Raw genomic sequence first — 22,792 nt, 5'->3', positions numbered from 1 at the left:
TTTCTCCTATTGGGGAGCTTTTGGGGTTAAACAGCCGTGTTTTACCAAGTAATTTTGAGAGATATCATTAACAAAAAACGGCGAGAATGAAGAATAAGCTGTATGACAGTAATTTTTGATTCAAAAACTACTGTTTTCCCACAAAAGTCCAAAACTTCTCACCGTTCTACTTCTTACGCAGAGGTAGATAATCTTCTTGCAGTTAACAAATTATAAACTTTAGTATAAATATTTGTCATTTTTCTGGAATCTACCCAGAGGAGAAACCTCGCTTTTTCGAAGGATATGAAGCTTTTTTGCCGAATATCATAGTTTGGGCAGTATTACAAAATTACCCTTGTTTTTACCTACGAACTCATTCTACTATAGCTAGCAGCTTTTACAGGTGTTCTTCTTTTATTAAGAATATTAAAGATTTATTGCTTAATTGTGTCTATAATGTAGTAGAAAACACTATTTCTTCTTACCCCCCTTGCGTAATATGGCAAGAAATAGGGCGACAAGTACTATAGCAACAACAGGTAAGAATGAACTTTTTTGCCAGAAATATATTTGCATTAGGTGAGGAAGGTAAGGCGTGACATCTCTGTTCAAAATTGCACCAACCACTTATGAATTCCAGATTTCCGAATTTTTCCAGGAATCAGCAGGTAAATGGCGATCGCAACGACGCTACTACACCCTACCGAAGGGAGAAACTAAGGAGATCGAGAGTATAGTTACGATCAATTTTTTAGAGCAGGGCTGTGATGAATTGCAAAAGCTAGCTCAGATGCACGATTTGCCTGATACAGGGAGTTTAATCTGTGGTGCAGCAGTTGTCTGGGAAAGTACGGATGTGCTAAAGACAAATAAAGAATCGCAAGGTTCAACAATATTTGGGGTGATGGGAAATACCTTGTATCGCGATCGCGGTTTTGCCATATCCAAACCAGTCACCGCCCAGTATTATTTCTCCAACCCGAAAACAATGTGTTTGCGAACTGAATACAACGGTTCAGTGTTTGAAGAAGAGTTAAAGCTAATAGGCAGTAAATACCGCACCAGGCAGACTATTATCTCTCGTGCTGGTGAACAGTTGATGATTGGTCAGTATTTAGAAAATAGAATAGAGAATTAGTTTATCGGGTGCGGCTGACTATAGTCTCACCCGTTTTGGAACTACCTACCACCTAGCTATCAACTTGCAATATAACTTTTTATAACAGTTTTTCAAACTTTCCCCCTGAAAGTTAGCCGCCATGTAAAAATTGAAAGTGAAATGAGAATTAATTCGGCGACAGTGTTTGATTTTAGTATTGACAGGCTTTTCCCTTTTGGTATTACAGACTTCTCTCCGAAATCTAAATCTCTACAAACTTATGATTTTGGAGACATTTAATGTCAATTTACGTTGGTAACCTCTCCTATGAAGTTACACAAGATGCGCTGAGTACTGTTTTTGCAGAATATGGTTCTGTAAAGCGCGTTCAGCTACCTACTGACCGTGAAACAGGCCGTTTACGCGGTTTTGCTTTCGTGGAAATGAGTTCAGAAGACGAAGAAACCAAAGCCATTGAATCCCTTGATGGTGCTGAATGGATGGGTCGTGACCTTAAAGTGAATAAGGCCAAACCCAGAGAAGACAGAGGTGGAGGTGGTTCTTTCGGTGGTAATCGTGGCGGTGGTGGCGGTGGCTACAACCGTGGCGGTGGCGGTGGTCGCTACTAAACTCAGGCGAAAATCATTTAGTTTAATCTAGAAAAGGCTCAGGCAGAAATGCTTGAGCCTTTTTTTATTCCGGTTCAGTTAGCCATAAAAACCTTAACCTGCGTAGGATTGGGTTTCACTTGTTTCAACCCAACCTATTGCTGGAGTTAATTATACCTTTGATAAGACGGCTTGCGATCGCCCAATAAAACAACGAGATCATGAGGCTGGCTCACCATTTGCAGTTTGTGGCATCGACTCAATCAACGCCCTTAACACTTTATTGACCGATTCTGGTGTAGTGAAAACCTGAGCCATATCTTCATCTAAGACCACAACTGTTAATTGTTGCGTTCCACTACGGGCAGCGAAGCGATTAGGCTTTGCTTTTTGATAATCGAAGCGATACTCAGCCTGAAGCTCGTCGTCAGAATTTTGCGATTGTTCAAAAGGTGTTTCGTTCATAATCTTCACGTTCCTTTCGAGTAGCTATGCAGACGTGAATGTAAGTACAGCAAGGAATTTTGCGCCAAGCTTGGTTTACCACCAGAACCGATGAAGTAGAGGTGAGGGAGAAGAATTAATAACTAATGCCCCATGCCCCATGCCCCATTCCCAATTAATAATGAGTTGCCGACTTGCGATGATGCACGGCTGTGATGCCATCATTATCTAACAATTTGCCATTCTCGACAGTGGCATAAACTAGCCAATGGTCGCCAGATTCCATCCGGTTTTGTACAGAACATTCCAGATATGCCAAGGCTTCCGTAAGTATGGGAGAACCGTTTTCAGCTTCTTGGGCGGCGACATCGGCAAATCTATCTTGTCCTGGGCCAAAGGGTTTGAGAAAGTGCTTCATCAACCCCAAATGATTCCCTTCTTTAAGAATATTGAGGACAAATTTGTTTCCTGTATGGGTCAGTGTTTCTACTGCCCGTTCTTTAGCGACAGCTATGGTTAAACCAGGTGGACTAAAACTTGCTTGAGCTACCCAAGAGGCTAACATGGCACTTGAGCGATCGCCTTCTTTGGCAGTTAGAACGCACAGAGAACCAACAATACGACCAACTGCTTGTTCTACAGTCGTAGCGGGTTGACTTGGCGATCGCACTTTTCTAGCTTTCTTTAGTGCTTGGGCAAAGTCGGTTCCGGCTTCTTCACACAATTGTAAGGTGGCATCGTCGGGTTTAAATTTCACGCGGATGGTGTCAAAACCAAACCGATAACCAGCATCTTTTAATTTACCTTCAATTAAATCAACTGCTTCCCCGCTCCAGCCAAAGGAACCAAAAACACCAGCGAGTTTGTTGTTAGTCGCGGTGGATAGCACAATTCCTAAAGCTGTTTGCACAGGTGTCGGTGCATGACCGCCGAGAGTTGGAGAACCCATGATGAAACCACCGGCTTTTTCTACAGCCGCCCGAATTTCTTCTGGTTCAGTAAATTCGCAGTTAATCGATTCTACGGCGACACCAGCTTTGGTGATGCCACGAGCGATCGCTTGGGCTAAGGTTGCTGTATTTCCATAAGCTGATGCATAAATTAACGCCACTGTCAAGTCAGCAGAAGTTTGCTGTTGACTCCATTCTCGATAAGATTTGGTCAGTTCGATTAAGCCATAACGTACTAAAGGCCCGTGTCCATTGGCATACATTCTCACGGGAAAATCGGCTAGTTTTTCCAGCGCTGTTTCTACTTGACGAGCGTGGGGAGCCATGAGGCAATCAAAATAATAGCGCCGATCTTCGTTATAGACTTCCCAGCCTTCATCAAATACCTGATCTCCACAAACGTGCGCCCCAAATAACTTATCTGTATAGAGAATTTCTGTTTGCGGATCGTAGGTGCAAAGTTGATCTGCATAGCGGGGATTGGGGGTGGGAATAAATTGTAAATTATGCCCGTTACCCAAATTTAGGGTTTCTTCACCCCGCATAACCAGAATTTGCAAATCTGGATTTTCCAGCGCTGCACGTAAATTTATCGCTCCGGGATTAGAACAAACAAATGTGATTTGTGGAGCAATTGCTAACAAAGCTTTTAAAGTTGCAGCCCGGTTAGGGTTGACGTGTCCCAAAATTACATAATCTAAATCTTCGAGATGGAAACGCTGCTGCAACGCTTCTAAATAAATTTCTGTAAAAGTTTCCCCTGGAGGGTCAATGATGGCAGTTTTATCGCTTTCGATTAAATAAGAATTAGCCGTTGTACCCTTGGCAAGGGCATATTCAATTTCAAATCTGAGCCTTGACCAACTGCGCGATCGCAGTATTCTTGTATCTGTCGCTATTGGATAAACTTGAACATCACGGGGTTTATTTTTTGACATAGCTTTATTGGGGATTGGGGATTGGGTACTGGTGATTGGGTGCTGTAGAACTAGTTACCACTAAACGGTATAAGGGGCAATAGGGATTATTGAGATTGGGTATTTGAAAACTTTTTCCCAGTCTCTAGTCCCTAGTCCCCAATCCCTAGTCCCTAATAATGATTACCAACTTTGCGGTGATGCACAGCTGTTAAAGCATCTGGCTTAGAAACCCGTCCGGCGTAGACATTGCTGTATACTGCCCAGTGGTCGCCGCAATCCATTCTACTGACGACTTCGCACTCCATGTAGGCGAGGGCATCGTTAAGAATAGGCGCACCATTTTCGGCTGGCTGGGTTCTCACTCCTTCAAAGCGATCGGCACCAGGGGCGAACCGCTTCAAAAAGTGCTTCATTAGTGGTTGGAAATTGCCTTCTTCTAAAATGTTGAGAACAAAGCGATCGCCTACTTGCATGAGTGATTCAATCGCCCGATCTTTGGCGACTGCAATGGAGAATCCCAAGGGTTTGAAGCTGGCTTGAGCAACCCACGAGGCTAACATCGCACTGGATACATCGCCTTTTTTGGCAGTGATGATATATAAGCCGCCGCTAAGTCTACCTAATGCTTTATCTAAGTCAGCACCAAGAGATTTCATCGCTTTGATGCTGCGATCGCGTGTTACCCATTGAGCTAAGTCTGTACCCGCTTCTTCACAAAGCTTGTAGGTATTTTCTGTAGGTGTTTGTTTAATCCGAATCGCTGGAAAAACTGTTGTCAAACCCAAATTGCGGAATTTACTCAGCAAAGGATCTATCGGCTCATCATCGCCACCGCCGGTTTCAAACACACCGATCGCTTGCTTTTCTTTGGCAGATCCTAAAACTGTGCTGAGTGCAGATTGGATGCTCGCAGCACCAGAAGCCGGAGGTAGACCAACAATTAGCCCTGCACAACGACTAACTAGTTCCCGCAGTTCTTGTAAATCGACTTCAGATCCCAAATCGACAATTTCCACGGCGACACCAGTTTTCCCGATGCCGTTGGCAATTGCTTGCACGAGGCGATCGCTATATCCGTATTCGGAAACGTAAAATATCCCAATTACCGTTTCTGGTTTGGCTTGGGTTTGACTCCAAATGCGGTAACGTCCAACTAGTTCCTCAACATTGTGAGACAATAATGGTCCGTGTCCTGTGGCAATCATATCGATGGTTTTAAGTTCCCCCATCCGTTTCAGGGCAGACAAAACCGACCGCGCATTTGGCCCCATCAAGCAATCGTAGTAGTAATGAAAGTCTTCTTCGATCGCTACCAAGTCTTCATCAAAGGTGCTATCTGAGCAATAGTGCAGCCCAAAAGCGTCGCAGGTGTAGAGAGTTTTGGTTTTGTGGTCGAAGCTGAAAATGGTATCTGGCCAATGTAAATTTGGGGCAATCACAAATTCAAATTCATGCCCATTGCCTAAATCCAAGCGATCGCCATTTTTCACAATCCGCCGCTTAAATGGCTGATGTACGAAATCCTCAAGAAACTGAATCGCCACCTTAGAACCGACAACAGTAATTTCTGGAGCCATAAGCAGCAAATCTTTAACTAAACCGCTATGGTCTGGCTCAGTATGGCTGATAATCAAATAATCAATCTCTGTTGGCTTAATTAGTCCGGTAAGCGTATCGAAGTATAGTTGACGAAACTTTTCGTGGGAGGTATCAACTAAGGCAGTCTGTTCGCCACGGATGAGAAACGAGTTATAAGTAGTACCGTTTTGCAAACCAAACTCAATATCGAAGCGATCGCGATCCCAGTCCAAAGAGCGAATTGCCGTCGTCTCTTGAGCGATTTCCACAGTCTGTATGGTGAGCCGTTTTTCAGTTTTTTCGGTGAGTGCTACCATAACTCCCTCCTTGACACAATGAGTATTTGTTCCTCTTCTTTTATTGTGACACGGGATGAATGTTAATTTTTATTAAAAAACATATAACTGACTTAAAAAAGTTAAAAGTGTGAAACCGCATAAGCACCCAGAACACACAGATAATATTTGGCTAGCCTTGGAAATTGGTAATTCCCGGCTGCATTGGGCGTTGTTTATTGGCGAGACACTTTGTTCTGGGTGGGATACTGACTATCTTCGTGAGTCTGTTATACAACAGTTGGCTGAATGTCAAACACTGAATGATTTACTAGAGAAAATTTTTCCACAAGGTGAATCTTTAACAAACACTCTGCCCCTCTGCCCTCTCTTAATCGCCTCCGTAGTTCCCAGTCAAACTGCTATTTGGCAAACTTACCCAAATACTCATGTTATTACATTAGACCAAGTACCGCTCAAAGCTGTTTATTCCACACTAGGGATTGACCGCGCTTTAGCTTTGTGGGGGGCGGGGAAAACGTGGGGTTTTCCAATGTTGGTGATTGATGCTGGGACAGCGCTAACTTTTACTGCTGCGGATGCTAATCAGTGTCTAGTTGGAGGTGCAATTTTGCCGGGATTGGGCTTACAATTTGCAACTCTCGGTCAACAAACAGGACAATTACCATTAGTGGAAATGCAAAATTCTCCATCTCTACCACCACGTTTTGCCATCAACACTATAGAAGCTATTCAGAGTGGAGTAGTTTATACAATATTAGCTGGAATTAAAGATTTTATTGAGGTGTGGTTGCAATTATTTCCTGATGGCAAAATTGCTATTAAAGGAGGCGATCGCACTTTATTACTAAATTATCTACAAGCCTTATATCCTGAAATTACAGCACGTTTGATTGTAGAACCCAATTTAATTTTTTGGGGAATACAGGAAATAGTAATGGGTGATTAAGGGAACTGACAGAATGAAGTATTTCGCTGCACGAAAAAATGAGAATTTCGGTTTTAAGACCTAGCAATTATATTGACCATGACGTTTATTTAATTAATATAAATAAACGTTTTTTTATGGATATCTGTAATTACTAATTTCCTTTAATAAACTCCCGAATCTCAAGTGCTACAACCCCAGCACAAAATTCTGGTAAGTCATTTCCGGCATGGGAAATCATTTTCAATTCAACTTTGGGCATCAGTTGAGCATAAACCCGACTCTTGGCTAAAGCATCTGGTGTATCTTGGCCACCTTGTAAAATAAAAACCGGCATATCTATCATATAAAGCCGCTTTTGCACTAATTCCGCTTCAATTTCTATCTGTCGCCGTTTGAAAAGTAACTGGCAACCTCTGGGATAAGGCAATAGGTTTTGACGTAACTGCAAGTCTTGGGCAATTTTCTCATGCCAACCCAGAATTTTAGTGAAGGGAGTTAGCGATCGCAACAATTTAACTACTAGTGGTGGATAATTCAATAATCGCCGCATCTTCCGGCAATACTCTTCCTGTCCTGCTATCTCTACGCCCTCTGGTGCAAGTAGTACCAAACCATCAATTTTCTCAGGATACTTTAAAGCATAACTAGCAGCAATCCAACCCCCAATAGAATGTCCTACTAAATATACTTTTTCTAGCTTGACAGCTTGCAGAAATTCCGCTAAACACTCTACTTGCAAATCTATCGAATGGTGGATATTAGGATTCTCTGACTCACCAAACCCTAGCAAATCAGGTGCAAAGCAATGGAAATCTTGTGCAAGTGACTCCATCACAGATAACCATTGACTACTCTCATTCCAAGCACCATGTAAAAAAATTATAGGAGTTTTTTCACCAATTTCACGCCAGAATACCAGCCCTTGAGAGAGCTTTATCCGGGAGTTACGGAATAGTGTATTCATTTTAATTTAGTAGTTAACTTTTAGCACCATAATAAATAGTTATGAGTCATTAGTCATTAGTCATTTGTCATTTGTCATTGGTCATTAGTTTTGGACAAATTATAAACAGAGGAGTCTGAGCCGTTCGCATAACGTCTCTCTCGTAAAGCCTGCGGCATAGCTACGCTTAGGGCGCAGCCTCTCGTAGAGAAGAGAGGCTTCCTTAAATCAGAAACTTTGGCCGCAAATGACAAAGGACAAATGACCAATGACTAATAACAAAATATTATTATGCCAGTGTTGTCAAGCCATTTAAGTAGTCTTGCAACTGCCTAGTATGGTCGTGAGACATCTGTCCTGAAGGTAGCAAATTGGGAGAAAAAGCTTGGATTTCCATGACTTCCAAAGTATCTTGAATCTCCATTTTCCCATGCACCTCGGCTTCAACCACAATACAAATTGAATGGATTCTAGGATCGCGGTCTGGTGCAGAGTAAACTCCTACCAAACGGTTGATTTTCAGCAATTCTAGCCCGGTTTCCTCGATCAATTCCCGGCGGACTGTGTTGGGAATATCTTCTCCCCAATCCACTATGCCTCCAGGCAATGCCCAAAGACCATCATCACGCCGTCGGATCAGTACTATCCGGCCATCAGGTAAAATTGGGATGATACTAGTGCCAGTAATGGGATGACGAAATATAATACCCAATACTGTTTGTCCAATACGCCATAAGCTACGTGTGGACTGGACAGCTGCCGGAAAAAAAGCAATAACGTTCAATCTTCAAAATTGATATGTTGTATTCTATATTTCTCTACCACTTACATAAACTCAACTCATAAAATTTCGTCGAGTTTTGTTTTATACAAAAATGTTTGTGGTTTGAGATTTTATTCTCACGATTTACGTAGAATATCATTAATCTTAACATTAACTTTCAATAGAAGCACTGTATTTATATATACATACCATTTGTTAAGTCAAAAAACTTTTCAATTTATAAATAACATTAGCTTTGCTAAAAGCAGCTATCATTAATATTTTTTCAGCACACTCCCAAAAAATTAATCTGAATAAGTAAGTCTAAATTCTGAATTCTGAAGAGGCAATTAAGTGGTATTGGAGATTGACACCAAATTCTTGATAATTAAGCTTAATATACGAAAATCCTTTACAAAAACCGCGATCGCCTTTGGCGTGCTAAAAGCGATCGCACAAACAACCCAATGAAAAATCTAGCTCTACTATCTGCCATAGCCCTCACCACCACATCTGGATTGGTTTTCGGCACAATGCAAACTGCCTCTGCTTTAACTTGGAATTGGAATTATTCTGGTACTGGTATAGAGGCGATTGGTACTTTTACCACTGATAACACCTCTGACGATTTGGGTTTTTATCAGATTTTAGGAATTACGGGTACACGAAATGGTGAAACGATTACTGGTCTGCAACCTGTAGGCACTCCAATACCAGGAAACGAACCTTTTAATGTTGACAATTTAATTAGTCTTAATACTCAGCAGTTAACAGGTGATGGTTTTGGTTATTCTACATCGGGGGGAAACTATTCTAGTCCATTTTTCGCTAATTTTTTGCCAACGCCAAATTATTTAGAAGTTTTTTCTGTTCCACCACTGATACCAGGTTTTGAAAATTTGGGGACGGAAGATAGTGAGTTACCCATCAGTTTTTCTGCAAGCATAATCACCGTACCTGAACCCACCTCTATCCTTAGCTTATTTGCCCTCGCTACTGTTTGTGTCCCTTCAGCACTCAAACGTAATAAGCCATCTAAATTAACTGATAAGAAGCTTGAAAAAGTTTCCTAGAACCATCGATAAAAGGCTTTGTTGCACGAATAGGGAAAAACGGTCAATTTCCCTTGTACCTATTGCATTTACATTGAATGAAGTTGAAAGCAATGTATTCAATTGAAGTTTAGCGAATACTGAATTTTATTAGTAGGATAGCTTGCAATACTGCTTCTTTAATGGGAAAAGGGGAAAGAAAAACCCTTAACCCAAGCCCAGTTATCTTTTCCCTCAGCCAAGTTATTTGTGTAAAATGTTTGACTCAGAGCAGTATTAGGATAGCTTCTTCATTGGTTTGTTCCAAAAACAACTAGTTAGCTAATTTACATATCTTTGATGTATTTGCATCTAAGAAAATGTATTTTTTGTCTAGCTGGTGGGGATAATTCTAAATTGATATTGACAAAACAAGGTAAAACGCGATAGACTAGCACACTGTTTAAAGCGTATTGATTGCTGCACTAGGCTACAAGTATATCAATAACATTGGTAGCTAATATTGCCTACGTGATGCCTAGTTGCTACTCTTTTGTTGTTTATTTAATGAGGTGAACATGGCCAAGCGCCGTAACCCGAAAAAAGAAAAGGCGCTACGGAACCAGGCGTATGCCAGAAAGTTTCGTAAACGAACTACGACAGGAAGAATGCAGAGAAGGTTCCAACAAAGACCACCCAAGAGTGAAGAAGAAGAAGGCGCAGCAACAGCAGCTGACACTGACTAAGCTGTCTGCTTAAATCCTTTTTATTTAGATTATTTATTGTTTAGGGCGCACATTTGTACGCCCTTATTTATTTTTGGGTATAGGGCAATACGCTTGGGTTAAGCGCTACTTGTACAAAATCGTGGGTTTTGAGACGCGATAAATCGCCGTCTCTACAAGTGTTTTGGTCTTATCTGAACTGTATTGGGAATTGGGAATTGGGAATTGGGCATAAAGAAGAAACAAGCAAGAAAGGGGAGATATTATTCAATAATTCCCCCTTGTTCCCCTACCCCCTGCTCCCCATTCCCTTATTGATCGATTTGAGCGCGAGCGGCTATGAGTGCTTTGCTAACCTGTACAAAGCCAGTACCACCGTGACTGTTGCGGGCTGCCACAACTTGACGGGGGGATATCGCCTCATAAATATCTGCTGCAAATGCCGGATGTAGTTGTTGCCACTCTTCCAATTCCAAATCTTTCAGGAGTTTACCTGCAGCAATACTAGTTTTTACCACCTTACCCACGAGGTTGTAAGCTTCCCGGAAAGGAACGCCCCGTGCTGCAAGATAATCTGCTACATCAGTAGCGTTGGAGAAATCTTCGGTTACGGCTTGTGCTAAACGCTGGGTACGAAATTCTAAGCCTTCCCTGAGCAAAATTGTCATTGCTTCTAGAGATGCTTTGACTGTGTTAACGCTATCAAATAGACCTTCTTTATCTTCTTGCAGGTCTTTGTTATATGCCAGAGGTAGCCCTTTCATAATCACTAGCATTGCCTGGAGATGACCAAATACACGTCCCGTTTTCCCCCGCACGAGTTCTGGTACATCGGGGTTTTTCTTTTGGGGCATGATACTGGAACCTGTAGCACAGCTATCTTTGAGGATGACAAAACGAAATTCTTCAGATGACCAAAGAATGACTTCTTCTGCAAGGCGGCTGAGGTGAACCATAATCAAGCTAGCAGCACACAAGAATTCGATCGCAAAATCACGATCGCTTACTCCATCGAGGCTGTTAGCATAAATATTATCAAAATCTAATAGTTTGGCTGTGTAGTGGCGATCGATGGGGAAAGTAGTTCCCGCTAAAGCACCGCACCCCAAAGGTGAGATATTGACGCGGCGAGAAACATCTCCCAAGCGTTCCCAGTCGCGTTGCGCCATTTGAAAGTATGCCAATAGGTGGTGAGCTAAACTCACTGGTTGAGCGCGTTGTAGATGGGTATAGCCTGGGATCAAAGTTTCAACGTGCTTTTCAGCTATATCCAGTAAAACACCTTGGAATTCTCGCAATTCGCTTTTAATTTGCTGGATTTGGTCGCGGAGGTAGAGTCTAGTATCAGTACCAACTTGGTCATTACGCGATCGCGCCGTATGCAGTTTTTTACCCACATCGCCGACAATTTCTGTCAGTCGTTTTTCAACTGCAAAATGTACATCTTCTGCATCAACACCAGGATGAAATTTTCCCTGGCGATGCTCTTGGCGGATTTGTTCTAAACCTGCAACCAGTTGCTCACCTTCTTCTGAGGAGATAATGCCCGTGTGAGCTAGCATTTTGGCATGGGCTTGAGAACCAGTCAGATCGTATTCTATTAATTCAATATCAAAACCTATACTGGCATTAAAACGAGCGATCGCGGGATGCAGGGCTGATTCAAACCTCTGGCTCCAAGTTTGTTCTTTGGTCATAAATATCAAGAGAGTGGGGGAGAGTTAAGAGTTAAGAGTGAGGAGTTATGAGTTTCTGACTCCTAACTTCTCACTCCTCACTTTCAACTCCTAACTTTTAAATTTAACCGTAGCTAGTTAAATTCCGGATCATATAGCCAATGACTAAACCAATCAACAATGCCCACACTTGACCTGTTTGTACAAAGTGGCTCCAAGATTTTTGAACCTGACCCATCAGGTCTGGGTCGGTAATTGTTTGTGCTAGTAGTGCTGTCAAATTTACAGGCAAATGCCAAAGTAGCTGAGATGTCAAATCGCTGAGATGGCTCATATTTGGTGATTAAGAGGTTGAGGGTGGCAAATTTCAGATCAGTTTATTTTTCAGATAAATTACTGATAACGTACTGAAATATTGGGTGTAACTTTAAAGTCTTAACTCAAGATCCAGCCGATGCCAACCGCAATTTCTCGGCAGTTCGCAAAATCTGCCCCGCCAATACTGCTGCACCAAAACCATTATCGATATTTACTACACCTACTCCCGCAGCACAAGAGTTAAGCATTGTCAATAAAGGTGCTAAACCGCCAAAACTCGCGCCATAACCGATGCTGGTGGGTACGGCAATCACAGGACAACTCGCTAAACCAGCGACAACGCTGGGTAAAGCGCCTTCCATCCCGGCCACGACAATCAACACCGATGCTGACTCAATCAGGTGGCGGTTACTCAGCAAACGGTGAATTCCCGCAACACCAACATCCCAGAGGCGCTGGACGCGAAAACCAGAAAGTTCAGCAGTGATAGCCGCTTCTTCAGCAACGGGTAAATCGGCAGTACCAGCAGAAAGAATGGCAATTTCACCTGCAAATTGTGGTTCGATTGTAGGAGGAGCGATCGCACAAATTCGCGCCGAATCATAATATCGCAAACCGCTAACTTTTGATTGCAGTACGGTATAAACTGCTGGTTCAATGCGAGTCGCCATCACCACCGGGTTGCGGAGGCGCATCACCTCCATAATTTGAGCAATTTGGTCGGGAGTCTTACCGGGACCCCAAATCACCTCTGGGAAACCAGTTCTTAGCTGGCGATGATGGTCAATTTTGGCAAACTCACCCACAGATTCATAAGTTAAGTTTTTGAGTGAGTCTAATGCCGTATCTGGCGTAACTTTACCATTGGCAACCGCTTCGAGGAGCGATCGCAAGGTTTTGTCATTTGTCATGGGTCATTTGTCCTTTGTCATTTGTCCTTTGTGAATAACCAATGCCCAATACTTCGCCTTCTCCTAACGGAGACGCTGCGCGTTAGCGGAGCTTTCGCTTTAGCGATACGCTCAGTACAAGTGCCCAATGACTAATCGGTTACTTTTAGTTCGTAGAGATTCCAGAATGGACCACCAAGAGCAGTATATTGAATTCCTTGGAAGCGATCGCGCACTGCTTGCAGATTCAACCTCTCCACTAAATGAATAAACGGCAACTGTTCTGAGGCAATGCGCTGATATTCATAATAAATTTCCTTGCGCTTGTTATCATCCAATACCTGTGCCCCTTTAATGTAAAGGCTGTCAATTTCCTTTTCCCAGTCGGAAACTTCCCAGTCAGTTATGGGTGGATCTCCCGGTTGTGGCCCCAAATTAAATGCGTGGGATGCACCGGCGATTCTCCAGATATTGCTAGCGCCGTGGGGTTCAATACCGCCTCCAGCAAATCCTCCCAGGTAACAATCCCAATTCTGCGTAACTTTAAGTTTTTCTAGATAAGAATTGAAGCTGAGAATTTGCAAATCTACTTGAATCCCAATTTTAGCGAGATCCCGTTTGATTTGAGATGCCATATCTCCTCTAACTTTCCTTTCAGAATTAGTTAAGATTGTAAATCTGACTCTGTTACCATCAGCATCTAAAAGCTGATTTTGGTCATTATATTTAAACCCAGCTTCTAACAGTAATTTCTTCGATTTATCTGGTTCGTAATTATAGACCTTTAAGCCTTTTTCTGGAGGAAGAAAGTAGGGACTTTTGACATAAACAAATGAATTTTGCAGTTCACCCAGTCCCCGATAAGCATTTGTTTTCATGGTTTCGCGGTCGAGCGCGTAGGCTATAGCCTGTCTGAATTCCTTTTTATTAAACCACCTAGATTTAATTGGGTCTACAAAAGGTTTACCCTGAGAATTCTTCGCTTTACTCAGATTGAAAGCAATAAAAGTCGTACTTGTATCTGGCCCGCCGTTATAAATTTCAAACTTTGCCCGTTTTTCTTCTCGCTTCAGTAAACTAAAACCTTCAGGCGGAACTTCTAAATCATCTAACTGCCCAGAGCGAAAACTAATCAACTGGTTTTCAGTCGATTCAATAATTTGCCAAACAATACGCTCAATATAAGGCTGAGGATTACCCTGAGCATCTTTGCGCCAATAGTATGGATTACGCCGAAATATAACTCGCTGACTGGAAACGTAACTTTCCATAATATATGGGCCGTTGGCAACAATTTGTTTCGGGTCTGTGCCTGTTCCCCAGATTGAGAGAAACTTAGAATTTCCATCAGATCCAATTGTGCGAACTGCTTTCTGTAGAGCATGGGCTGGCATAATTGGGATACCACCTACATATCTTAAAAAAGGAGCAAAGGGTTCCTCTATGCTAAATTCAACCCGACGCTCATCGATTTTTTTCACCTTTGGCAAAGTGCCCTTGTCACCAATTCTTAAAGCATCTTTGGTGGAGGTAGGAATTTTAGGATTTAAGTAGATTTCGTTATAAGTAAAGACAACATCATCAGCAGTCATTGGCTGACCATCTGACCACTTAATTCCTTCTCGTAGAGCGATCACAATCTGTTGACCATCTTCAGAAACTTCCCAGGCTTCTGCTAAAGCAGGCTCTAGTTTTGTGGTTAGGGGATTCTCATTAATTAATGAGTCATAGATGAAGCCAAAAACGCTATATGCTGACTCATTTAGAGCATAGTTAAAAGTTGAAGGCTCACTCAAAACTGCGGTGACAAGTTGCGGTACTTGAGCCGCTGCGCTTTTAAAGTTCGCTGGGTTGCAGGCGGTCAGTGTAAGTGCTGTTGCTGAAGCCAGAATTATTGGCAACCAAAAACGTTTAATTGCCAGGAATATTTTTCTAAAAAATTTCATACTCTTAATACACAAATAGTTCCTCAACCCAACTACAGGTCTTATAACTGTTTAAGCAAACCTGATATGATGAAGTTTAGCCTTGATAATACATGAAAATTAAGTAGCTTTTTTAGCTTCTACTACTTTGAGTTCATAAATATTCCAATTGTAACCTGCTATCGCTGAGTATTTTACGTTCTCAATAGTATTACGCACGGCTACTAAAGCTAGGGAATTAAATAGGTGAATAAAAGGTAGATACTCTTGTGAGAGTTGTTGGGTTTCTGCATAGATAGCTTTGCGTTTTGTTTCATCAAATTCCCTTGCCCCTTGAATGTAGAGGTCTTCAATTTTCTGCTCCCAATCGGTAGCTTTCCAACCTACTGTTGGGGATTGTCCGGCTTGAGCTTTCTGATTAAATACATGAAAGTTACCTTCTACAGACCAAACATTGAAACCATCTTGTGGCTCAATACCCCCGGTGATGGCTCCATACCAACATTCCCAATCTAGAGTGTTAGAGATTTTTTCTCCAATAATACTGAAGTCAAGAAATTGTAAATCAACTTTAATGCCTATCTTGCCGAGATCCTGTTGAATTTTCGGTGTGATTGTCGGTCTATTACCAGCAACAGCCATCATTGTGAAACGGACTCGATTACCATCCGCGTCCAAAAGTTGACCTTTATCATCGTATTTGAATCCGGCTCCTAGTAAAAGTTGTTTAGCTTTTTCTGGATTGTAGTCATAAGTTTTTAAACCTTCTTTTGGAGAAAAATAATAGGGACTGGGAACAGAAATTGGAGAGTCTTGCGGTTCACCCAATCCCCGCAAAGTGTTGTTGATCATCGTTTGGCGATCTATAGCGTAGGCGACAGCCTGTCTAAAAGCAACGTTGTTAAAAAAGCGGGACTTAATAGGATCTACAACAGGTTTGCCATTGCGACTACCTTTGTTAAGATTGAAAGTTATAAAATTTGTCCCAGAGTCAGGGCCAGCATTTTTAATAGTAAAGTTACCTTGCTTTTCTTGACGTTTGAGCAATTGAAAATTTCCAGGGCCAATTTCTAGTAAATCTAACCCTCCAGAACGAAATTGCAGCAAAGCTGTATCAGGCGATTCCACAATTTGCCAAATTACACGCTCAATATATGGCAGTTGTTTTCCTTGTGCATCTTTTTGCCGCCAGTAGTAAGGGTTGCGCCGAAATGTTACGCGTTGATTGGTTGAATAACTCTCGATTGTGTAAGGGCCATTAACAACAATTTTTTTGGGATCTGTGTCGGTTCCCCAAGTGGACATAAACACTGGCTTACCGTCAGAATTTTTGGTTTCCACTGCTGCACGCAGAGCGTGTTCTGGTAATATTCCTACCCCTGCTGCAATCGATCGCAAGAAAGGAGAAAACGGTTCTGGCAGAATAAATTCTACCCGGCGTTCATCGATTTTGCGGACTTTGAGAAAAGCTTTACTGATACCAATGCGGAGAGCATCTTGGGTATAAGTGGGAATGTGCTTGTTCATGTAGATGTCATTGAAAGAGAAAACGACATCATCGGCTGTTAATGGCTGACCATCCGACCACTTCAATCCTTCTCGCAAGGTAAAGACAAACCGTAGTTTATCTGGGGAAAGTTCCCAAGATTCAGCTAAAGCTGGCTCAATTTCCTTAGTTATTCCGTTTTGAGTAGCTAATGCCTCATAAGTGAAACCAGAAATATTGGGAGATTCTTGGATGAGGGCGTAGTTAAAGGTTTTAGGATCGCTCGTAGTAGAAAGAACCAATTGGGGAACTTGTGCAGCTGCGGTTTTAAAGTTAGATGGATTGCACGCGGTAACTGTAATTGCTGTTGCCAAAACCAGAATTATTGGTAAGCAAAAACGCTTAACTATATGAAAAATTGTAGAATATTTCATAATTTTTATTCTTTCAAAAGCAAGACGACAGCATAAGCACAGATGCCTTCTTCACGTCCTACGGGGCCTAATTTTTCGTTGGTGGTAGCTTTGATCCCAATTTGATTTGATTCTAATTCTAAAATTGCCGCTAATTTGTCGCGCATATTGTGAATATGCGGTTTTAATTTGGGACGTTCTGCTACTACCACCGAGTCAATATTTCCCACCTGCCAACCTCGATCCCGAATCAGCTGATGTACTTGATTTAATAGTACTAAACTATCTGCTCCCGCCCATTTGGGATCGCTCGGCGGAAAATAATGACCAATATCCCCCAAAGATAATGCCCCAAGCATGGCATCCATAATCGCGTGTGTTAACACATCAGCGTCACTGTGACCCAATAAACCCAGTTCATGAGGAATTTGAATTCCACCTAAAATCAAAACGCGATCGCTCACCAGTTGATGGATATCGTAGCCGTTACCAATACGAATTTTAGTCATTAGTCATTAGTCATTTGTCATTGGTTATTCGTTAGGAGTTAGAAATAATTATTCTCCCCCTGCTCCCCTGCTCCCCTGCTTCCCCTGCTCCAATTTCTCCAAGAGATCGGGGCGGCGATCGCGGGTTTTTTGAATTTGTTGTTCGTAACGCCATTGGGCGATCGCTGCATGATTCCCGCTGAGTAAGACATCAGGTACTTTCAAACCGCGAAAATTGGCAGGACGAGTATATTGGGGATAGTCCAATAACCCTTCCTCAAAACTTTCTGCTGTGAGAGACTCGGTTTTAGCCACGGTTCCTGGTATTAGTCGCACTACACCATTAATCAAAGCCATTGCTGGAATTTCTCCGCCAGTCAGAATAAAATCGCCTAGAGATACTTCCCGAGTTACCAAATGCAGCACCCGCTCATCGACTCCTTCGTAATGCCCGCAAATAACTACTAGTTGGTCATAATTTGTCACCAATTCTTTCAAAAGAGATTGATTAATTGTTTGACCCTGTGGACTCATCAAAATTATTTCTCTTCGGGGTAGAACCGGCAGCGACTCCACAGCGGTAAAAATCGGTTCTGGCTTCATTAGCATCCCAACGCCGCCGCCGTAGGGTTCATCATCCACCTTTCGGTGCTTATCAGTGGTAAAGTCCCGTGGATTAACCAGATGCACTTCGGCAATCTGTTTAGCTAAGGCTTTACCTAGTAATCCAGAATTGAGAACAGAGTTAAAACAGTCAGGAAAAAGTGTAACTATATCAAAGCGCACAGTTATTCGTATTCAAGGACACTAATCTTAAATTTGGATGTCTAGCAAACACCGCCAAGCCAAGGTCGAGTCAAACTCCAGTTAAACTTTATCAATAGTATCTAAAACTACCAGACCTCTTGGATTTTAGATGGGATCAAAAGTTTTTCTAATTACTTAATTTATGTTTAAATGTTGTCACAACTACATTTAAATTAATAATCATATCAAGTTAACAACTTCCAGGATGCATCGAGCCAGCCTCAGAAAAAAGCGTAGTCTTACCTGCTCATCCCTAGCCCCAGAGGGGGAATCTAGCCCCCTAAAGACTATTTTGCCCTGCTGCAAGTGGACAGGTGAAAAACAAGGCCCTGGCTTTGAGGAATGGGAACAAACACGTTTAGACTGAGGCAACGCGAGCGTTAAGCGAGAATTCGGAGAGTGGCTGCCCAGTTTCAAAACTTCCACAAAGTGTCCTCTCGAAAGTTGCAAAGCGCAAAAATCATCAGCCTTCTGAACCTTGTTAAATTCACCTGAAGTTGTTGACAGGAGAAACAAAATGCCGCAATTACAAGCTAAATCGCTAGAAATGAGGACACCCCAAGCAACTAAAACCGCCGTTCTGGTTATCGGAGGCGCAGAAGACAAAGTTCATGGGCGCGAAATCCTACGAACTTTTTTTGGACGTGCCGGTGCTAGTAAGGCTTATATTACAATTATTCCATCTGCTTCTCGCGAACCTGCCATCATTGGTGGTCGGTACATTCGCATTTTTGAAGAAATGGGTGCCCAAAAGGTAGAGATTTTAGACATCCGCGAACGCGAACAGTGTGAAGCCTCTCAAATCAAAGCATCCTTAGAAGCCTGTAGTGGGGTATTTTTGACAGGAGGAGACCAACTCCGTCTCTGTGGTGTATTGGCAGATACGCCAGCAATGGAAATTATTCGGCAGAGGGTTAGGGCAGGGCAACTGACGTTAGCAGGCACCAGTGCCGGAGCGGCAGTGATGGGGCATCACATGATTGCTGGCGGCGGGAGTGGAGAGTCGCCAAATCGTTCCCTAGTAGATATGGCAACGGGTTTGGGATTTATTCCTGAAGTCATCGTTGACCAACATTTTCACAACCGGAATCGGATGGGGCGGTTGATTAGTGCGATCGCTGCTCACCCCGATCGCTTAGGTATTGGCATTGACGAAGATACTTGTGCAGTGTTTGAACGTGATGGTTGGTTACAAGTTATGGGTAAAGGCAGTGTTACCATTGTCGATCCCACTGAAGCCACCCACACCAACGAACCCCATGTTGGTGCTAATGAACCATTAACCGTGCATAATTTACGTCTCCATATCCTCAGCTACGGCGATCGCTTCCACCTGTACCAGCGCACTGTATTGCCTGCTGTACACCGGATCTCCAGCTGACGGGATAGAGTATCTGAGGTTACACTGAGTTGACCACAAATTTTAGATTTTGGATTTTGCGAAAAGTTGTAAGGAGGGTTTCCCGACCTAGCAAACTTTTCAAGACGGATTTTAGATTAAGAGAGCTTTTCGGCAGATGCCGCCAGAAAGTGGGTAAAACAAATCTAAAAACCCCTCGATGACTCGTTGACGCTACGCTATTGTAAATCTAAAATTACCAGAGCTAAGTACCCTAATTGTCTCTTTTAATCCAAAATCATAAATCTAAAATCCAAAATCGGTTGATCGCACATTTATTTCTTGTTGTAGAAAAATGATGAGAATACTATGTAAAAAGAAAAAACTGTTTGCAATGAACAGTTTAGCGGTCAATTACAGTAAGAAACTAGAATTTTGGTTCCGAATCTCCATCTACCTATTCCCATGAGAATCCTCAAGATCCAGACCTTACGCGGCCCAAACTATTGGAGCATTCGACGCCACAAGCTGATCGTCATGCGCCTCGATTTAGAAACCCTTGCCGAGACGCCCTCGAATGAAATCCCAGGCTTTTATGAAGGACTAGTTGAGGCGCTGCCGAGTCTGGAGGGTCATTATTGTTCGCCTGGCTGTCGTGGTGGTTTTTTGATGCGAGTCAAAGAAGGCACGATGATCGGCCATATCGTAGAACACGTAGCCTTAGAACTCCAGGAATTAGCTGGTATGCACGTCGGCTTTGGTCGCACCCGCGAAACTGCCACACCCGGAATTTATCAAGTAGTAATTGAATACCAGAATGAGGAAGCGGGACGCTACGCCGGACGAGCCGCAGTGCGGCTGTGCCAGAGTATCGTCGATCGAGGCCGTTATCCCAAGGCAGAACTAGAGCAAGATATCCAAGACCTGAAAGACTTCACCCGTGATGCTTCTTTAGGCCCTTCTACTGAAGCAATCATCAAAGAAGCAGAAAAAAGAGGTATTCCCTGGATGCCTCTGGAAGCCCGCTTTTTGATTCAGCTAGGCTACGGCGTGAACCAGAAGCGGATGCAAGCCACAATGACTGACAATACCAGCATTCTGGGCGTAGAACTAGCTTGCGACAAAGAAGCCACAAAACGTATCCTGGCTGCGGCTGGTGCGCCAGTACCCAGAGGCACAGTAATCAACTTCTTAGACGATTTGGAACAAGCTATTGAATACGTTGGCGGCTATCCCATCGTCGTCAAGCCCCTGGATGGCAATCATGGACGTGGGATCACCATTGACATCAGAACTTGGGAAGAAGCGGAAGCTGCCTATGAAGCCGCTAGACAGGTTTCCCGGTCAATTATCGTCGAAAGATATTACGTTGGGCGTGACCACAGGGTACTAGTGGTAAATGGCAAAGTAGTCGCGGTAGCTGAACGTGTCCCAGCTCACGTCATTGGCAATGGCAGATCGACCATCTCCGAACTGATTGAGGAAACAAACCTCGATCCAAATCGCGGTGAAGGACATGATAACGTCCTGACCAAAATTGAACTAGATCGCACCAGCTATCAACTATTAGAAAGGCAAGGCTATACCCTAAATAGCGTTCCACCCAAGGGTACTATTTGTTATCTCAGGGCAACAGCCAACTTAAGTACAGGTGGTAGCGCCGTAGATCGTACCGATGAAATTCACCCAGAAAATCTGTGGTTGGCACAACGAGTAGTCAAGATTATCGGTTTAGATATCGCCGGACTCGATATCGTCACCACGGATATTAGCCGTCCCCTGCGGGAAGTCGATGGCGTAATTGTTGAAGTTAACGCCGCTCCCGGCTTCCGGATGCACGTTGCGCCAAGCGTGGGTATTCCCCGCAACGTCGCTGGTGCAGTGATGGATATGCTGTTCCCTAACGAACAATCTAGCCAAATTCCTATCCTCAGTGTTACTGGTACTAATGGCAAAACCACTACTACCCGGCTATTAGCACATATTTATAAACAGACTGGTAAAGTAGTCGGATATACTACAACCGATGGAACATACATCGGCGATTACTTAGTGGAAGCTGGCGATAACACAGGCCCACAAAGTGCCCATGTCATTCTCCAAGATCCCACAGTAGAAGTAGCAGTACTGGAAACCGCCCGCGGTGGCATTCTCCGCTCTGGATTGGGCTTTGAAGCCGCAAATGTAGGAGTGGTATTAAATGTAGCCGCCGACCACTTAGGAATAGGCGATATAGAGACTATTGAGCAATTAGCTAACCTCAAGAGTGTAGTAGCGGAAGCCGTATTCCCTGATGGCTACGCGGTACTTAACGCCGACGATCATCGCGTCGCCGCTATGTCAGAAAAAACTAAGGCTAATATTGCTTACTTCACCATGAATCCCGACTCGGAATTGGTGCGAAAGCACATCCAAAAGGGTGGAGTAGCCGCAGTCTATGAAAGCGGCTATTTGTCAATTGTTAAAGGTGATTGGACACATCGGATAGAAAGAGCAGAAAATATACCTTTAACAATGGGCGGACGTGCGCCGTTTATGATTGCCAACGCTTTAGCTGCAAGTTTGGCAGCATTCGTGCAAAACGTCACGATTGAGCAGATTCGCTCTGGTTTGAAGACTTTCCGAGCTTCAGTTAGTCAAACGCCGGGACGAATGAATTTATTTAATTTAGGCAACTACCACGCTTTAGTAGACTATGCTCACAACGCAGCTAGTTATGAAGCTGTAGGTTCCTTTGTACGGAACTGGACTACAGGACAACGGATTGGCGTAATTGGTGGCCCGGGCGATCGCCGCGACGAAGATTTTGTTACTTTGGGCAAATTAGCAGCACAAATTTTTGACTACATCATTGTCAAAGAAGACGATGATACACGGGGACGTTTACGGGGTTCAGCCGCCCAATTAATTATTCAAGGCATTACCCAAGTGAAGCCTGATAGCCGCTATGAATCAATTTTGGATGAAACCCAAGCGATTAATAAAGGCTTAGACATGGCTCCTGATAACAGCCTGGTGGTGATTCTACCAGAAAGCGTGACTAGGGCTATTAAGTTAATTAAGCTGCGTGGTTTAGCCAAGGAAGAGACACATCAACAAAATACTGGCACAGCGATCGCTGATTCTCAAAATGGGATTGCACCTTCTTCTGTAGTCAACACACTACTGTAGTCAACAGTC

General features: G+C 43.1%; 19 protein-coding genes. 7 read left to right on the top strand and 12 right to left on the bottom strand.

The window, feature by feature from the left end; translation table 11 throughout:
* Positions 1–577 precede the first annotated feature (577 nt).
* Positions 578–1,120, top strand: a complete 543-nt coding sequence (locus NPUN_RS29570) for a phycobiliprotein lyase (RefSeq protein ID WP_012412082.1) — start codon at positions 578–580, stop codon at positions 1,118–1,120.
* A gap of 260 nt (positions 1,121–1,380) precedes the next feature.
* A complete protein-coding gene (locus tag NPUN_RS29565; RefSeq protein ID WP_012412081.1) occupies positions 1,381–1,710 on the top strand; it encodes an RNA recognition motif domain-containing protein in 330 nt (109 codons plus the stop codon).
* A 198-nt stretch (positions 1,711–1,908) separates the two neighbouring features.
* Here the strand turns inward: NPUN_RS29565 and NPUN_RS29560 are convergent, their stop codons facing one another.
* From NPUN_RS29560 to NPUN_RS29550, 3 genes are all read right to left on the bottom strand, one after another.
* Positions 1,909–2,154, bottom strand: a complete 246-nt coding sequence (locus NPUN_RS29560) for a hypothetical protein (protein ID WP_012412080.1) — start codon at positions 2,152–2,154, stop codon at positions 1,909–1,911.
* A 154-nt stretch (positions 2,155–2,308) separates the two neighbouring features.
* Positions 2,309–4,021: a diflavin flavoprotein gene (locus NPUN_RS29555; RefSeq protein WP_012412079.1), complete on the bottom strand. Its 1,713-nt coding sequence runs from the start codon at positions 4,019–4,021 to the stop codon at positions 2,309–2,311.
* A gap of 152 nt (positions 4,022–4,173) precedes the next feature.
* A complete protein-coding gene (locus NPUN_RS29550; RefSeq protein ID WP_012412078.1) occupies positions 4,174–5,898 on the bottom strand; it encodes a diflavin flavoprotein in 1,725 nt (574 codons plus the stop codon).
* A 109-nt stretch (positions 5,899–6,007) separates the two neighbouring features.
* Between NPUN_RS29550 and NPUN_RS29545 the strand changes: the two genes are divergently transcribed.
* Positions 6,008–6,826, top strand: a complete 819-nt coding sequence (locus tag NPUN_RS29545) for a pantothenate kinase (protein ID WP_012412077.1) — start codon at positions 6,008–6,010, stop codon at positions 6,824–6,826.
* Positions 6,827–6,959: 133 nt separating this feature from the next.
* On the opposite strand, the gene NPUN_RS29540 is transcribed toward NPUN_RS29545, so the two are convergent.
* Together NPUN_RS29540 and NPUN_RS29535 are read right to left on the bottom strand one after the other, a co-directional pair.
* Positions 6,960–7,772 carry an alpha/beta fold hydrolase gene (locus tag NPUN_RS29540; RefSeq protein ID WP_012412076.1) on the bottom strand — a complete coding sequence of 271 codons (813 nt, stop codon included), beginning with the start codon at positions 7,770–7,772 and terminating at the stop codon, positions 6,960–6,962.
* Between the two features lie 268 nt (positions 7,773–8,040).
* On the bottom strand, positions 8,041–8,535 hold the full coding sequence (locus NPUN_RS29535) for an NUDIX hydrolase (protein WP_012412075.1): 495 nt from the start codon (positions 8,533–8,535) through the stop codon (positions 8,041–8,043).
* A 512-nt stretch (positions 8,536–9,047) separates the two neighbouring features.
* Here NPUN_RS29535 and NPUN_RS29530 point away from each other — a divergent pair.
* Complete coding sequence (locus NPUN_RS29530) at positions 9,048–9,587, top strand: PEP-CTERM sorting domain-containing protein (protein ID WP_234710999.1); 540 nt, start codon at positions 9,048–9,050, stop codon at positions 9,585–9,587.
* Positions 9,588–10,123: 536 nt separating this feature from the next.
* Complete coding sequence (locus tag NPUN_RS42215) at positions 10,124–10,291, top strand: hypothetical protein (protein WP_012412073.1); 168 nt, start codon at positions 10,124–10,126, stop codon at positions 10,289–10,291.
* Between the two features lie 290 nt (positions 10,292–10,581).
* Here the strand turns inward: NPUN_RS42215 and argH are convergent, their stop codons facing one another.
* From argH to trmD, 7 genes are all read right to left on the bottom strand, one after another.
* The gene (gene argH / locus NPUN_RS29525) at positions 10,582–11,967 is read right to left on the bottom strand and encodes an argininosuccinate lyase (RefSeq protein ID WP_012412072.1); all 1,386 of its coding nucleotides are present in this window, start codon (positions 11,965–11,967) and stop codon (positions 10,582–10,584) included.
* A 103-nt stretch (positions 11,968–12,070) separates the two neighbouring features.
* On the bottom strand, positions 12,071–12,280 hold the full coding sequence (locus NPUN_RS29520) for a hypothetical protein (protein ID WP_012412071.1): 210 nt from the start codon (positions 12,278–12,280) through the stop codon (positions 12,071–12,073).
* 106 nt (positions 12,281–12,386) lie between these two features.
* A complete protein-coding gene (larB, locus tag NPUN_RS29515; RefSeq protein ID WP_012412070.1) occupies positions 12,387–13,175 on the bottom strand; it encodes a nickel pincer cofactor biosynthesis protein LarB in 789 nt (262 codons plus the stop codon).
* 131 nt (positions 13,176–13,306) lie between these two features.
* Entirely contained in the window at positions 13,307–15,100 is a 1,794-nt protein-coding gene (locus NPUN_RS29510) for an ABC transporter substrate-binding protein (protein WP_012412069.1), read from the bottom strand.
* A gap of 99 nt (positions 15,101–15,199) precedes the next feature.
* Positions 15,200–16,999, bottom strand: a complete 1,800-nt coding sequence (locus NPUN_RS29505) for an ABC transporter substrate-binding protein (RefSeq protein WP_012412068.1) — start codon at positions 16,997–16,999, stop codon at positions 15,200–15,202.
* 5 nt (positions 17,000–17,004) lie between these two features.
* Complete coding sequence (ispF, locus tag NPUN_RS29500; RefSeq protein WP_012412067.1) at positions 17,005–17,487, bottom strand: 2-C-methyl-D-erythritol 2,4-cyclodiphosphate synthase; 483 nt, start codon at positions 17,485–17,487, stop codon at positions 17,005–17,007.
* Between the two features lie 48 nt (positions 17,488–17,535).
* Positions 17,536–18,252: a tRNA (guanosine(37)-N1)-methyltransferase TrmD gene (trmD, locus tag NPUN_RS29495; protein ID WP_012412066.1), complete on the bottom strand. Its 717-nt coding sequence runs from the start codon at positions 18,250–18,252 to the stop codon at positions 17,536–17,538.
* Between the two features lie 538 nt (positions 18,253–18,790).
* Between trmD and NPUN_RS29490 the strand changes: the two genes are divergently transcribed.
* Positions 18,791–19,654, top strand: a complete 864-nt coding sequence (locus NPUN_RS29490; protein ID WP_012412065.1) for a cyanophycinase — start codon at positions 18,791–18,793, stop codon at positions 19,652–19,654.
* A gap of 423 nt (positions 19,655–20,077) precedes the next feature.
* Complete coding sequence (gene cphA / locus NPUN_RS29485; protein ID WP_012412064.1) at positions 20,078–22,783, top strand: cyanophycin synthetase; 2,706 nt, start codon at positions 20,078–20,080, stop codon at positions 22,781–22,783.
* Positions 22,784–22,792: the final 9 nt, after the last annotated feature.

This window comes from Nostoc punctiforme PCC 73102 (assembly GCF_000020025.1).
Taxonomy (GTDB): domain Bacteria; phylum Cyanobacteriota; class Cyanobacteriia; order Cyanobacteriales; family Nostocaceae; genus Nostoc; species Nostoc punctiforme.
The sequence above is the reverse complement of the archived record's forward strand: the minus strand, read 5'-3'. Positions and strand labels throughout refer to the sequence as shown.

Excerpts from the sequence above, each read along its gene's own strand:
- NPUN_RS29565 (WP_012412081.1), top strand. The coding sequence starts at position 1,381 with ATGTCAATTTACGTTGGTAACCTCTCCTATGAAGTTACACAAGATGCG.
- NPUN_RS29560 (WP_012412080.1), bottom strand. The coding sequence starts at position 2,154 with ATGAACGAAACACCTTTTGAACAATCGCAAAATTCTGACGACGAGCTT.
- NPUN_RS29555 (WP_012412079.1), bottom strand. The coding sequence starts at position 4,021 with ATGTCAAAAAATAAACCCCGTGATGTTCAAGTTTATCCAATAGCGACA.
- NPUN_RS29550 (WP_012412078.1), bottom strand. The coding sequence starts at position 5,898 with ATGGTAGCACTCACCGAAAAAACTGAAAAACGGCTCACCATACAGACT.
- NPUN_RS29540 (WP_012412076.1), bottom strand. The coding sequence starts at position 7,772 with ATGAATACACTATTCCGTAACTCCCGGATAAAGCTCTCTCAAGGGCTG.
- NPUN_RS29530 (WP_234710999.1), top strand. The coding sequence starts at position 9,048 with ATGCAAACTGCCTCTGCTTTAACTTGGAATTGGAATTATTCTGGTACT.
- NPUN_RS42215 (WP_012412073.1), top strand. The coding sequence starts at position 10,124 with ATGGCCAAGCGCCGTAACCCGAAAAAAGAAAAGGCGCTACGGAACCAG.
- argH (WP_012412072.1), bottom strand. The coding sequence starts at position 11,967 with ATGACCAAAGAACAAACTTGGAGCCAGAGGTTTGAATCAGCCCTGCAT.
- NPUN_RS29520 (WP_012412071.1), bottom strand. The coding sequence starts at position 12,280 with ATGAGCCATCTCAGCGATTTGACATCTCAGCTACTTTGGCATTTGCCT.
- larB (WP_012412070.1), bottom strand. The coding sequence starts at position 13,175 with ATGACAAATGACAAAACCTTGCGATCGCTCCTCGAAGCGGTTGCCAAT.
- NPUN_RS29510 (WP_012412069.1), bottom strand. The coding sequence starts at position 15,100 with ATGAAATTTTTTAGAAAAATATTCCTGGCAATTAAACGTTTTTGGTTG.
- NPUN_RS29505 (WP_012412068.1), bottom strand. The coding sequence starts at position 16,999 with ATGAAATATTCTACAATTTTTCATATAGTTAAGCGTTTTTGCTTACCA.
- ispF (WP_012412067.1), bottom strand. The coding sequence starts at position 17,487 with ATGACTAAAATTCGTATTGGTAACGGCTACGATATCCATCAACTGGTG.
- NPUN_RS29490 (WP_012412065.1), top strand. The coding sequence starts at position 18,791 with ATGCCGCAATTACAAGCTAAATCGCTAGAAATGAGGACACCCCAAGCA.
- cphA (WP_012412064.1), top strand. The coding sequence starts at position 20,078 with ATGAGAATCCTCAAGATCCAGACCTTACGCGGCCCAAACTATTGGAGC.